At 49.5% G+C, this 13,515-nt stretch carries 10 protein-coding genes; 8 read left to right on the top strand and 2 right to left on the bottom strand.

What is annotated here, in order from left to right:
• The first annotated feature begins 359 nt into the window (after window positions 1-359).
• The 3 genes from DXB83_RS12065 to DXB83_RS12055 all read left to right on the top strand — a co-directional run bounded on the left by DXB83_RS12065 (window position 360) and on the right by DXB83_RS12055 (window position 5,746).
• On the top strand, window positions 360-2,450 hold the full coding sequence (locus DXB83_RS12065; RefSeq protein WP_022461417.1) for an elongation factor G: 2,091 nt from the start codon (window positions 360-362) through the stop codon (window positions 2,448-2,450).
• A 232-nt stretch (window positions 2,451-2,682) separates the two neighbouring features.
• The gene (gene leuS, locus DXB83_RS12060; protein WP_117761563.1) at window positions 2,683-5,088 is read left to right on the top strand and encodes a leucine--tRNA ligase; all 2,406 of its coding nucleotides are present in this window, start codon (window positions 2,683-2,685) and stop codon (window positions 5,086-5,088) included.
• 94 nt (window positions 5,089-5,182) lie between these two features.
• Window positions 5,183-5,746, top strand: a complete 564-nt coding sequence (locus tag DXB83_RS12055; RefSeq protein WP_117761562.1) for a TIGR01440 family protein — start codon at window positions 5,183-5,185, stop codon at window positions 5,744-5,746.
• Between the two features lie 90 nt (window positions 5,747-5,836).
• Here DXB83_RS12055 and DXB83_RS12050 read toward each other — a convergent pair whose 3' ends face one another.
• Together DXB83_RS12050 and DXB83_RS12045 are read right to left on the bottom strand one after the other, a co-directional pair.
• Window positions 5,837-8,305: a cation-translocating P-type ATPase gene (locus tag DXB83_RS12050; protein ID WP_117761561.1), complete on the bottom strand. Its 2,469-nt coding sequence runs from the start codon at window positions 8,303-8,305 to the stop codon at window positions 5,837-5,839.
• A gap of 215 nt (window positions 8,306-8,520) precedes the next feature.
• Window positions 8,521-10,263 carry an Rqc2 family fibronectin-binding protein gene (locus tag DXB83_RS12045; protein ID WP_117761560.1) on the bottom strand — a complete coding sequence of 581 codons (1,743 nt, stop codon included), beginning with the start codon at window positions 10,261-10,263 and terminating at the stop codon, window positions 8,521-8,523.
• 151 nt (window positions 10,264-10,414) lie between these two features.
• On the opposite strand from DXB83_RS12045, the gene DXB83_RS12040 reads away from it, so the two are divergent.
• Genes DXB83_RS12040 through pgsA form a run of 5 tightly spaced genes read left to right on the top strand, consistent with a single transcriptional unit; the run spans window position 10,415 to window position 13,454 of the window.
• Window positions 10,415-10,693 (top strand): DUF370 domain-containing protein, encoded by a 279-nt coding sequence (locus DXB83_RS12040; protein ID WP_055218332.1) that lies wholly within the window; start codon window positions 10,415-10,417, stop codon window positions 10,691-10,693.
• Window positions 10,686-11,300, top strand: coding sequence for a guanylate kinase (gene gmk, locus DXB83_RS12035; RefSeq protein ID WP_022461423.1), 615 nt, complete (start codon window positions 10,686-10,688; stop codon window positions 11,298-11,300). Before DXB83_RS12040 ends, gmk begins: the two co-directional genes overlap by 8 nt.
• A 15-nt stretch (window positions 11,301-11,315) precedes the next feature.
• A complete protein-coding gene (gene rpoZ, locus DXB83_RS12030) occupies window positions 11,316-11,594 on the top strand; it encodes a DNA-directed RNA polymerase subunit omega (protein ID WP_022461424.1) in 279 nt (92 codons plus the stop codon).
• Between the two features lies 1 nt (window position 11,595).
• Window positions 11,596-12,921 carry a 30S ribosomal protein S12 methylthiotransferase RimO gene (rimO, locus tag DXB83_RS12025; RefSeq protein WP_055217739.1) on the top strand — a complete coding sequence of 442 codons (1,326 nt, stop codon included), beginning with the start codon at window positions 11,596-11,598 and terminating at the stop codon, window positions 12,919-12,921.
• On the top strand, window positions 12,918-13,454 hold the full coding sequence (pgsA, locus tag DXB83_RS12020; protein WP_055228244.1) for a CDP-diacylglycerol--glycerol-3-phosphate 3-phosphatidyltransferase: 537 nt from the start codon (window positions 12,918-12,920) through the stop codon (window positions 13,452-13,454). Before rimO ends, pgsA begins: the two co-directional genes overlap by 4 nt.
• The last annotated feature ends 61 nt before the right edge of the window (window positions 13,455-13,515 follow it).

The raw sequence follows: 13,515 nt of genomic DNA, 5'->3' as shown, positions 1-13,515 counted from the left end.
CGTATAAAAGACATTGTAAAGCATCTGAAATCAAATGTCAAAGATTTCTTGCTTTAAAGCGACAAAGCATTTTTGAAAGGCAGCAATTTTGCTTGTTTTGCAAAATCCGGCAGATTCCACAGAAAAGCCAGATAGAAAAGCGGAAGAAGGGCAGAATAACCAGCTAAAATACATACAAAATTTAAAAATTCAGAAATATATTGTGAAATATGAATAATATACTTGCAAAAAAGCAAAAACTTTAGTAGAATAGTGACTATGATAAGAGGAACGGAAGACGTGAATCTTGATAAAAAGCAGAAAGGCGAATAAGAGCGGCCTTGCAATCTGCAAATTTACTTACATGGGAGGTATTACATATGGACGTTTTTAGAACTGACCGAATCAGAAATGTGGTGCTGCTGGGGCACAGCGGCTCCGGAAAGACAAGTCTGACCGAAGCTATGGCTTATCTTTCCGGTATGACAAACCGTCTCGGAAAAGTGACAGACGGAAATACCGTCAGCGATTTTGACAAAGAAGAAATCAAGCGCAAATGCTCTATTTCCACAACGCTTGTCCCGGTCGTATGGGGAAAAAATAAGATCAATGTTCTGGATACTCCTGGAATGTTTGATTTCGTAGGAGAAGCACAGGAAGCCGCTTCCGCAGCAGATGCCGCTGTAATCGTGGTATCCGGAAAGGCCGGCGTGCAGGTCGGAACCCAGAAAGCATGGGAACTCTGCGAGAAATACAATCTTCCGCGTATGATCTTCGTAACGGAAATGGATCAGGACGATGTCAGCTACCGAGAAGTCGTTGAGCAGCTCACCGAACTGTACGGAAAACGAATCGCACCGCTTCATATGCCTCTGCGTGAAAACGGTAAATTTGTAGGATATATCAATATTGTAAAGAACAAAGGCCGCAGATATATCGAAAAAGATAAAAAAGAAGAATGCCCGATTCCGGATTACTCCGTAGAATATCTGGAGAAGTACCGTGAAACCCTGATGGAATCCGTGGCAGAAACAAGTGAAGAGTTTATGGACCGCTACTTTGGCGGAGAAGAGTTCTCGGTAGCAGAGATTTCCGCAGCGCTTGCCATGAACGTAGGAGACGGCACCATCGTTCCGGTATGCATGGGCTCCCCGGTCAATCTGCAGGGCGTATCGAACCTTCTGGATGATATCTGCGGATACTTCCCGGATCCGTCCACCCGTCCGTGTGCCGGCATCAATCTCAATACGAACGAAATTTTCGAGGCAAATTACGACTTCGCGAAACCGAAGAGCGCGACCATTTTCAAGACGATCGTGGATCCGTTCCTTGGAAAATATTCAATGATTAAGGTTTGCTCCGGCGTTATTAAAAGCGATGATGTGCTCTATAATGTAGATCAGGAATCCGAAGAAAAACTGAGCAAGCTGTACGTGCTCGAAGGCTCCAAGCCGATCGAAGTACCGGAGCTTCATGCAGGAGATATCGGTGCCATCGCAAAACTCGGCGATGCAAGAACAGGCGATTCCCTTGCGACAAAGAACAATCAGGTCCGCTACGGAAAACCGGATGTTTCGACTCCGTACACCGCAAAACGATATAAACCGAAGAACAAAGCCGATGTAGATAAGATCTCCCAGGCCTTTGCCAAGATGATGCAGGAAGACCTGACTATGAAGGCAGTCAATGATTCTGCAAACCATCAGACATTGCTGTACGGCATGGGCGACCAGCACATCGATATTATCGTTAGCAAGCTGCTGGAGCGCTACAAAGTAGAAGTAGAGCTGTCCCGTCCGAAGGTAGCCTTCCGCGAGACGATCCGCAAAAATTCGGATGTAGAAGCAAAATACAAAAAACAGTCCGGCGGCCACGGCCAGTACGGTCATGTAAAAATGCGCTTCTCCGCTTCCGGAGATCTCGAAAAACCATACGTTTTCGAGCAGGAAGTTGTCGGCGGCGCCGTTCCGAAGAACTATTTCCCGGCTGTTGAAAAAGGTATCCAGGAAGCCGTACAGAAAGGCCCTCTGGCTGCTTATCCGGTAGTCGGCGTCAAAGCCGTTCTGTATGATGGTTCTTATCATCCGGTAGACTCCTCCGAGATGGCATTCAAGACCGCAGCGATCCAGGCGTTCAAGAAAGGCTTTATGGAAGCATCCCCGGTTCTCCTTGAGCCGATCGTTTCGATGAAGATCACTGTAGACGATAAATACACCGGCGATATCATGGGCGATCTCAACAAACGCCGCGGCCGTGTGCTCGGCATGAACCCGGATCACAAGGGCCATACGATTATCGAGGCTGATGTTCCGGAACTTGAGATCTACGGATACGGCACAACACTCCGCTCCATGACAGGCGGAAGCGGTGATTTCTCCTATGAGTTTGCGAGATATGAGCAGGCTCCGTCCGATATCCAGGCAAAAGAGATTGAAGCAAGAGCTTCGAAGGTTGAAAAAGCAGAAGAATAAAGCTTTATAAAATAGTGTGATAAAACAGAGAAAATCCGGTTTCGGGAGCAGAATTGCCCGGAAACCGGATTTTTCTGCGGTTTTTGAAGAAAAACGGAGGATATAGGAAAAAATAAATTGTAAAAACAGGGAAAGAGTGATAGAATACAGCTATATGTTCAAATGTGCATGCTGTCCTATGCGGCAGTGTGAGAAAAAAGAACTTTGAACTTGAACATGCAGGAGGTTACCTATGAGTAAAAGATATGAGCCACAGAACATTGAGAAAAAGTGGCAGAAGATCTGGCAGGACGAGAAAGCCTTTGCCGCCACAGATGATTATACAAAACCAAAATACTATGCACTCGTTGAGTTCCCGTATCCGTCAGGACAGGGACTTCACGTAGGTCATCCGCGTCCGTACACCGCACTGGACATTGTAGCCAGAAAGCGCAGAATGCAGGGTTACAACGTTCTGTATCCGATGGGCTGGGATGCATTTGGTCTTCCAACGGAGAACTATGCGATCAAAAACCACATTCATCCGAAGATCGTTACCAAAAACAACGTACATCACTTCAAAGACCAGCTTCAGTCTCTTGGATATTCCTTCGACTGGGACAGAGAGATCAACACGACGGATCCGGAATACTATCACTGGACCCAGTGGATTTTCCTGAAACTTTTCAAAGCCGGACTGGCATATAAAAAAGAAATGCCGATCAACTGGTGTACTTCCTGTAAGGTAGGTCTTGCAAACGAGGAAGTTGTAAACGGCGTGTGCGAGCGCTGCGGAAGCCCGGTTGTCCGCAAAGTAAAGAGCGAGTGGATGCTGAAGATCACCGAGTATGCAGACAAGCTGATCGACGGTCTGGACGGCGTTGACTATATTGAGCGTGTCAAAACTTCCCAGAAAAACTGGATCGGACGTTCCCACGGAGCAGAGGTTGATTTCTCCCTGAAAGATAAACCGGAGAAGCTGACTATCTATACCACACGCCCGGATACCCTGTTCGGTGTTACGTACATGGTACTCTCCCCGGAGCATCCGTACATCGACCAGTACAAAGATGAGATCAAGAACTGGGATGAGGTCTGCGCATACCGTGAGATGGCAGCCAGAAAATCCGATTTCGAGCGTTCCGAGCTTGCAAAAGACAAGACCGGTGTCATGATCGACGGACTTTCCGCAGTCAACCCGGTTAATGGAAAAGAGATCCCGATCTGGATTTCCGATTATGTACTGATGAGCTACGGCACCGGCGCCATCATGGCAGTACCGGCACACGATGAGCGTGACTGGGAGTTCGCAAAGAAATTCAACATGCCGATCATCGAGGTTGTTGCAGGCGGCGACGTACAGAACGAAGTTTACACCGACGTTGCAGAGGGAACTCTTGTCAACTCCGGTTTCCTGAACGGACTTTCCGTTGCGGAAGCAAAAAAGAAAATTCTTGAGTGGCTCGAAGAGAACCACGTTGGAAAAGCAAAAACAAACTATAAGCTGCGTGACTGGGTATTCTCCCGTCAGCGTTACTGGGGTGAGCCGATTCCGATCGTACACTGCGACAAATGCGGTTACGTTCCGGTTCCGGAAGAATCCCTTCCGCTGGAGCTGCCGGATGTAGAGAGCTACATGCCGACCGATAACGGCGAGTCTCCGCTGGCTGCCATGACAGACTGGGTCAACACCACCTGCCCGTGCTGCGGAGGACCTGCAAAACGTGAGACCGATACCATGCCGCAGTGGGCTGGTTCTTCCTGGTATTACATCCGCTATACCGATCCGAAGAACAAAGAGGCTCTGGCAAGCAAAGAAGCTATGAAATACTGGCTGCCGGTTGACTGGTACAACGGAGGAATGGAGCACACCACCCTTCACCTTCTGTATTCCCGTTTCTGGCATAAATTCCTGTACGATCAGGGCGTAGTTACCTGCCCGGAACCGTATCAGAAACGTACTTCCCACGGAATGATCCTCGGCGAGAACGGCGAGAAGATGAGTAAATCCCGTGGAAACGTTGTCAACCCGGATGATATCGTAGCTGAGTTCGGTGCAGATACCCTGCGTACGTACGAGATGTTCATCGGTGCCTTCGACTTAAGTGCATCCTGGTCTCAGGAAGGCGTAAAAGGATGCCGTCGTTTCCTCGAGCGTGTATGGAAACTGCAGGACAGCCTGGTAGACGGAGATTCCTACTCCAAAGAGCTGGAGTCCAAAATGCACCAGACCATCAAGAAAGTATCCAGCGACTATGAGTCCCTGAAATACAACACAGCGATCGCAGCCATGATGACCCTGGTCAACGAGTTCTACAAAGCCGGAAAAGTAACGAGAAAAGAGTTCGAAACCCTTCTGATCCTGCTGAATCCGGTTGCACCGCATATGACCGAGGAACTGTGGGCAGACCTTGGATACGAAGGCCGTCTGTATCAGACCGCATGGCCGGAGTTTGACGAGGAGAAGACGGTAGAGGCAGTAGCCGAGATCGCTGTTCAGATCAACGGTAAAATGCGCGGAACGATCAAAATCGCCAAAGATGCAGATAAAGAGACCGCAATCGCCGCTGCAAAAGAGGCAGTTGCAGACAAACTGACCGGAAACATCGTAAAAGAAATTTACGTACCGGGAAGAATTGTGAATATCGTTCAGAAATAATAATTATGTAAGCTGAAGAAAGGAGGCTGATTCTTGGAAAAAGAGTCAGTCTCCTTTTGCATAAATATTGCTGTTTAGCAAGGAGGGATACAAAATGGATCTTAAAACAATCAGACAGGAAGCGCGTGCCGTCGCAGAGGAGCTGATTACGACGGCGCAGATGAAACCGGGACAGACTCTGGTAGTGGGATGTTCTTCGAGTGAAATTCACAACAGTAAGCTTGGAACGGATTCCAGCCAGGAGATCGGGCAGGCGGTGTTTGAGGCGCTGTATGCGTGTACGAAGGAGCATGGGCTGTATCTGGCGGCGCAGTGCTGTGAGCATCTGAACCGCGCGGTTGTTCTGGAGCGTGCGGCGGCAGAAAAATACGGTTACGAGCCGGTCTGCGCGGTACCGTGGCTGCATGGCGGCGGATCGTTTGCGATGGCGGCATACTATGGATTGGAGGACGCTGTCACCGTAGAGCGTGTGCAGGCGCATGCAGGTATTGATATCGGTGATGTGCTGATCGGCATGCAGCTGAAGGCAGTAGCCGTTCCGGTCCGGGTATCGCAGAAAACGATCGGAGATGCGCACGTTGTCTGCGCGCGGACAAGACCGAAATACATCGGCGGCGAGCGGACGCATTACGCGGAAGATCCGGAGATGAGAAAGTAAGAAACTGTGATTTGTAAATCAAAAAATGCCGTACAGGCGGAGGAAAAATTTCCAACGCTGTACGGCATTTTTGATGGTTGGTTTTACGTTTTATTTCGCTTTTCTCGCTTCCCGTTTTCGCAGGAAGAAAATTTTCTGCTTCCGGTAAAAAGAGGAAATGGAATCCACGAGGATGCTCAAATATCGCAGAACCGGCTCTGTTGCGACAGAGAATACGACCAGCAGCATGATACATTTTCTGGACATATCAGAAATGGCGAACAGTTGGTTCAGATAGGTACTGCAGAAAATGAAGGCAATAATCGAGCCGATCAGGATCGTCCAGCGCATCCAGTTGAGCGGCTTGCTGATCCGGTAGAGAATCATAAAACCGACAATGGCGAGCAGTACGGTGGAAGCGGTCGAAATATCTTCCGAGCCGACCGCAAATTCCTGGCCGAAGACGACGAGTGTTGCGACCATCAAAAAGTCGGTCAGCGCCGCAGGCAGGGCCCGTGTCAGAATGTTCGTGATAAAGTGGCCCGCGATCCGGTTTTTGTTCGGCATCAGCGAGAGCAGGAAGCCTGGAATACCGATCGTAAACATACTGATCAGCGAGATCTGGGACGGCTCCAGCGGATACGTCACCATCGAGATCAGTGAGAAGATGGACAGCAGGAACGAGAAAATGTTCTTTACCAGGAACAGCGTTCCCGAGCGCTGCAGGTTGTTGACAACGCGGCGGCCTTCCAGTACGACAGAAGGCATCTTCGAAAAGTCGTTGTCCAGCAGAACGAGCTGTGCAGCCTGTGCGGCAGCGTCACTTCCGGATGCCATCGCAACGGAGCAGTCGGCATCCTTTAATGCGAGCACATCGTTGACACCATCGCCGGTCATCGCAACGGTCTTGCCGTTTTTCTTTAAAGCCTGGACAAACTGGCGTTTTTGGTCTGGTGTGACACGGCCGAACACGGTGTATTTCAGGATTGCTTCTTCGAGCTCTTCCGGTGTCTTTAGAGTGGAAGCATCAATATAATCCTCTGCGTGTGCAATCCCTGCCTGGCGGGCAACCTCAGATACCGTTACCGGAGTATCACCGGAGATGACCTTGACATGGACACCCTGATCTTCGAAGTAGCGGAACGTTTCCGGTGCTTCTTTTCGGATCGGATTGGAGAGAAGCACGTAGCCAAGCGGCGTGACACGGCCGGAGAGTGCTTTTCCATCCGGTACAGTTTCGGATGTGCCGAAGACGAGGAGACGGAATCCCTTTGAGGTATACGCTTCAATTTCACTCTGATAGCGTGCAAAATCATCGCGGAGAACGAACTCCGGGGCACCGAGCACGTAGGAGACATCCGAAAATGTCACACTGGAATACTTGAATTCCGAGGAGAACGAAGTCATCGAAACGGCAGTTTTGCCGTTGTTGTCTTTAAAATATTCTTTCAGTGCCGCCATAGTAATGTTGTCGTTTGACATGGCAGATGCGAAATCACCGACCGCAAGGGAAAGCTCTTCTTTCTGCAGTGCGGGAGCATTTTTGCCGGATTCTGTATCAGGGACTGAACTGGAGCCGACCAGAATCAGATCATGTACTTTCATATTTGTCTCGGTGATGGTTCCCGTCTTATCGACACAGAGCACGTTGACGCGAGCCAGCGTCTCGATACATTTCATATCATGCACGAGAACCTTCTGCGAAGCCAGCCGCATAACGCTGACGGCAAGGGCAACGCTTGCAAGCAGGTAAAGACCTTCTGGGATCATGCCGAGCACGGCGGCCACCATCGAGGTAATGCTCTCACGGAACGTTTCGTGGGAGACGAAAAACTGCTGGCCGAAGAGCAGAAGACCGATCGGAATGATCAGAATGCCGACAACCTTTACCAGCTTGTTGAGGGAGCGGATCATCTCGGACTGTTCGCCCTCTTTCATGGCCTTTGCCTCGAGGGTCAGACGGGAAATGTAGGAATCTTCACCGACCTGGGTCAGACGGCTCTTGCAGCTTCCGGAGACGATAAAACTTCCGGACATCAGCTCGTCGCCCGGGCGCTTGGTAATCTCATCGGATTCACCGGTAAGCAGCGATTCGTTGACCTGTACCTCACCTTCAAGCACGACGGCATCAGCGCAGATCTGTTTTCCTGCGGTAAATACAACAATATCATCGAGTACGAGATCTTCCGCGGCGAGTGTTACCTCAGCCCCGTCACGGATCGCAGTAGCCTTCGGCGCGTTTAAAACAGACAGCTTTTCCAGCGTCTTTTTCGCCTTGATCTCCTGTACAATACCGATCAGCGTGTTCGCGATGATGACCGGCAGAAACGTAAGATCCCGGAACGAACCGGCAAGGATCAGAAAGATGGCAATAATCAGAAAAATCAGGTTGAAATACGTACAGACATTGCTCTTTACGATCTCGGCCGTTGTCTTGGACGGAGGTTCCACCGCACGGTTGGTCCAGCCGTTCTCGCGGTACTCGGCAACCTGCTCGGCGGAAAGGCCTTCGGAAGGGTCTGCCTCATAACGCGTCGTTGGAACACGGCGGTGAATGATTTCGGGAATTGTTTTGTTCATAACAGTTATATTCCTCTCCGGCCGTCCTGATAAAGAAGAGACAGCCTCACTGTGGTTTGTTTGAAAAAGATCACGTCTGGAATCTTTTTCCATACTAAGAAGTATACCATAGAGCATCGAAAAAGAAATGAAGGAAGTATTAAATTTTACGAAAAAAAGACTTTTCGCAAAGAGGAACAGATAGGAATGTGCGAAAAGTCTTTTGTATTCTGAATTTAGTCCTGTACTTCCTGAAGATTGCGGATGTTCGGCTCCGCCATCATGGAGTAATTGGTGTAATAAACAACGAAGCCCGGTTTGCTTCCGTTTGGTTTGCGCAGGTTTTTCTTTAAGGTGTAGTCGATTTCCACCTTCGGTGCCTGTCTGCCTTTCGAGTAATAGGCGGCGAGAGCAGCGGCCTCTTCGTAGACGGAATCCGGCAGCTCTTTACCGTTCGTCTTTACGATGACATGGCTGCCCGGCTGGCCTTTCGCGTGGAACCACCAGTCGTTGCCGGAGGCGAATTTAAACGAAAGTTCCTCGTTCTGGAAGTTGTTCTTGCCGACATAAATGTCAAAGCCCTCGGAAGAGCGGTAGTGGAACGGATGGGAGGTGATTTTCTGCTTTTTCCCTGTCGGTCCCTTGCGGCGGATGTAGCCGTACTCGATCAGCTCTTCTTTTAACTGCACCAGATCCGCCTCATCGAGCGCAATATCAAGCGCCGTGCTGATGGATTCGAGATGGTCGATTTCCTCTTTCGTCTCGACAAGAAGTTCCTCGAGTGCCTCACGGGTCCGCTTCAGCTTTCCGTAGCGGTCGAAGTATTTTTTTGCATTTTCGCCGGCAGAGAGCGTTCCGTCGAGTGGAATCGTGATTTCCTCGCCGTTATAGTAATTGACGGCGTTCAGCGAAGTATCGCCCGGCTGGCAGCTGTAGCCGTACGTATTTAAAAGCTCACCGTAAATCCGGTATTTTTCCCGCTTGTCGGTGTCTTTTAACTGTTTCTGCTGCAGGTCGTATTTTTTGACATTCCGTTCGAGTGCGGTATTGACGACACGGCGCAGATCGGAAGATTTCTGACGGATGCGGGTGATGCGGTTTTTCATGGCATAGTATGTTTCCAGTACACCGGAGATCGAATCGTATGTTTCCTCCCGCAAATCCTGATACTGCGTCAGTTTCAGTGCGGAAAATTCTTTCGGCTCATCGCCCTGGTATACGATGTTCGGCGTAAATGCGCCGTTTTTGATATCCTCAATCAGATAAGAGAAGGTGCGGAACAGATGAAGCTTCGCATTTTCTTCGAGTGCATTGACCGCAAATCCGCCGTCGATGCCGGCGCGGCAGCAGACTTCCTCCGCCATCAGCGGGCTGAAGCCGGTAAGGGAAGTGTAGATTGCCTTTGCGGCAGCCATCGGTTTCGTGCAGACGAAATCGAAAAATTCTTCTTCTGTGATCGTGAGCGGATCTTTCTTATCCTGCGTGTGCGGAATGAACCAGGTGCGGCCCGGAAGAACCTCACGGACAGAACTCATGTTGGCGGAAATATGTTTGATACTGTCAAGGATCGTATTGTCCTCCTGACAGAAGATCAGGTTGCTGTGTTTTCCCATGATCTCCACAATCAGCTTCTTGCGGCAGATATCGCCGAGTTCGTTCAAATGCTCGAGCTCAAAAATAAGAATACGCTCGAGTCCCGGCTGGGTAACGGAGAGAATGCGGGCGCTGCCGATGTGTTTGCGGAGCAGCATACAGAAATTCGGTGCGGTCATCGGGCCGGGCTTATTGTTGTCCGTCAGGTAGATCAGCGGAAGCGAAGCACTTGCCGAGAGGAGAAGACGGTAAACGGTACGGTTGTTTTTTATTGTAATCATCAGCTCGTCGTTTTCCGGCTGTGCGATCTTGTTGATCTTTCCGCCGACGATGGTCTGATTCAGTTCCTGTGCAATATTTGCAATGGTAATTCCATCAAAAGCCATAGAAAATATCTCCTTTGTTTGAAATTCTAGTATTTTCATTATAATACAGAAAAAAAGATTTGACTAGGCTTTCTGAATGAATTATAATAAATCCGTATGGGTAGATGTATTTTCTGAAAAAGACTTCAGAAGGTACAGGAAAGGACGGATTGTGGCAAAACTGATCAACATCGGATTCGGCAATGTCGTAAATTCGGATAAAATAATAGCAGTGGTGAGTCCCGAGGCGGCGCCCGTCAAGCGTATGGTGCAGCGTGCAAAGGAAAGCAACCGCATCATCGATGCGACGCAGGGAAGACGCACGAAAGCAGTGCTCATCACCGGAGAAGAATTTATCATCCTTTCGGCTTTGCAGCCGGAAACGATCAGCCGTAGATTCAACGGCGGCTGGGAAACAGAAAAAGAGCGAGGGGAATCTGAAAATGAGTAGAGGAATACTTACTGTAGTATCCGGTTTTTCCGGAGCAGGAAAAGGAACACTGATGAAACGCCTGATGGAGGAGTACGACAACTATGCGCTGTCCATCTCCGTCACCACAAGAGACCCGCGTCCGGGCGAGGAAGACGGCGTATCGTACTTTTTCCGTACAGAAGAAGAGTTTGACCGCATGGTAGAAGAGGATGCCTTCCTCGAGTATGCGCGTTACGTAAAACATTCCTACGGAACGCCGAAGGCATACGTAGAGGAGCAGCTGGATGCCGGAAAAGATGTTCTGCTTGAGATTGAAATCCAGGGAGCACTTCAGGTCAAGGAAAAACGTCCGGACACCCTTCTTGTGTTCATCACACCGCCGACCGCCGAGGAGCTGGAACGACGCCTCCGGGGACGCGGAACGGAAACAGAAGAAGTTATCAAAGGCAGAATGGAGCGTGCAAAAGAGGAAGCACAGGGCATGGACCAGTACGATTATGTCCTGATCAACGACGACCTCGAAACCTGCGTAAAACAGATGCATGAGACCATTCAGAGCCAGCATTTCATGAGCAGCAACCAGAAAGACTTTATCGAACAGATGAAAAAAAGTCTGGAAAAATAGAAAGGAGCATTTATTATGATTCATCCATCTTATCAGGAACTGATTGCAACTATTAACGAGGGCCAGGATCTGGACGAGGCACCGGTTGTCAGCAGCCGTTACTCTCTGGTACTTGCAACAAGCAAACGTGCAAGACAGATCATCGGCGGAGCTGAACCGCTTGTAAAAGTGAAAAAAGGCATGAAACCGCTCTCCATCGCCGTAGAGGAGATGTACAAAGGAGAGGTTACAATCCTTCCGGAATCTGAAGTTGAAGCGGAAGAGGAAACAAAAGAGGAGCCAGTAATTGAATAATATGAAAATTCTGTTTATTTCCCTTGGATGCGATAAAAACCTGGTAGATTCCGAGCATATGCTGGGTCTTCTGGTAGAGCATGGCTTCGAGATCACCGATTCCGAGGAAGATGCAGAGGTTATCGTGATAAACACATGCTGCTTTATCCACGACGCCAAAGAAGAAAGCATTCAAAATATTCTTGAAATGGCGAAGTACCGTACAGCGGGAAGCTGTAAGGTTCTTCTGGTAACGGGCTGTATGGCAGAGCGCTACCGCGATGAAATCATTGAGGAGATTCCGGAGGTTGACGCCGTACTTGGAACGAACAGCTATGACAAAATCCTGGATGCCATTCAGGATGTCCTCGGCGGCGACCGCTTCCAGGAGTATGCCGATCTGAAAGGACTGCCGAAAATTGACGCACAGCGCGTTGTAACGACAGGCGGCCATTACGAATATCTGAAAATTGCAGAGGGCTGTGACAAGCACTGTACCTACTGCATCATTCCGAAGCTGCGCGGACCGTACCGCTCCGTTCCGATGGAGGAACTGATAGCAGAAGCGAAGACGATGGCAGAACAGGGTGTCAAAGAGCTCGTTCTCGTTGCGCAGGAGACAACCATTTATGGTATCGATCTGTACGGAAAGCCGTCTCTCCACCTTCTGTTAAAAGAGCTCTGCAAAATTCAGGAGCTCTACTGGATCCGGATTCTGTACTGCTATCCGGAGGACATCTATCCGGAACTCGTTCAGACGATGAAGGAAGAGCCGAAAGTCTGTCACTACCTGGATCTGCCGATTCAGCATGCCAACGATGAGATCCTGCGCCGCATGGGTCGCAGAACATCCAAACAGGAGCTGATCGACAAAATTGATTTCCTGAGAAGCGAGATGCCGGATATCACACTGCGCACCACGCTGATCACAGGATTCCCGGGAGAGACAAAAGAGCAGCACAAAGAACTCCTCGAGTTTATCAACGACATGGAGTTCGACCGTCTCGGCGTATTCACCTACTCTCCGGAGGAGGGAACACCGGCTGCTGCGATGGAGCATCAGATCGACGAGGAGGTAAAACTGGACCGTCAGGCAGAACTGATGGAGCTGCAGCAGGATATCTCTGCAGAACTCGGCGAGCGCAGGATCGGCCAGGAGCTTCTTGTTATGATCGAGGGCAAAGTGGCGGATGAGGATGCCTATGTGGGCAGAAGCCAGGCGGACGCACCGGGTGTAGACGGCTATGTATTTGTCAATACACCGGAAACACTCGTATCCGGCGACTTCGTAAGAGTGAAAATTACCGGCGCTCTGGAATATGATCTGATAGGAGAGATAAGCCAATGAATTTACCAAACAAATTAACGATTCTGCGGGTAATTATGATTCCGTTTTTCGTGTTCTTCCTGCTGTCTGGCGTGGGCGGAAGCGCGTCCAAATGGATTGCACTGGTAATCTTTGCCGCTGCCAGCATCACGGATACGCTGGACGGCTACATTGCAAGACGTGACAATCTGATTACCGATTTCGGAAAGTTTATGGATCCGCTGGCAGATAAGCTGCTGGTATGCTCTGCACTGATCTGCTTTGTAGAGCTGGACAAGCTTCCGGCGTGGATGGTTATTATTATCATCGCAAGAGAATTTATCATCAGCGGTTTCCGCCTGGTTGCTTCGGACAATGGAATTGTCATCGCAGCAAGCTGGTGGGGAAAATCGAAAACAATCAGCCAGATGATTATGATCATTCTTCTGATCGCCGACATTCCGGCACTTTCCGTGCTGAATACCGTGCTGATCTGGGTTGCACTGATTCTGACCGTTGTTTCTCTGATTGATTACCTGGTAAAAAATAAAAACGTGCTTTCCATGCAGAACTAGACAGGAAAAAGCACAGAATAAAAACGCTGACCGGTTTGGGATTCCAGACCGGCAGCGTTTT

The sequence above is a fragment of the Blautia sp. OM06-15AC genome (assembly GCF_003481425.1).
GTDB lineage: Bacteria > Bacillota > Clostridia > Lachnospirales > Lachnospiraceae > Fusicatenibacter > Fusicatenibacter saccharivorans.
The sequence above is the reverse complement of the archived record's forward strand: the minus strand, read 5'-3'. Positions and strand labels throughout refer to the sequence as shown.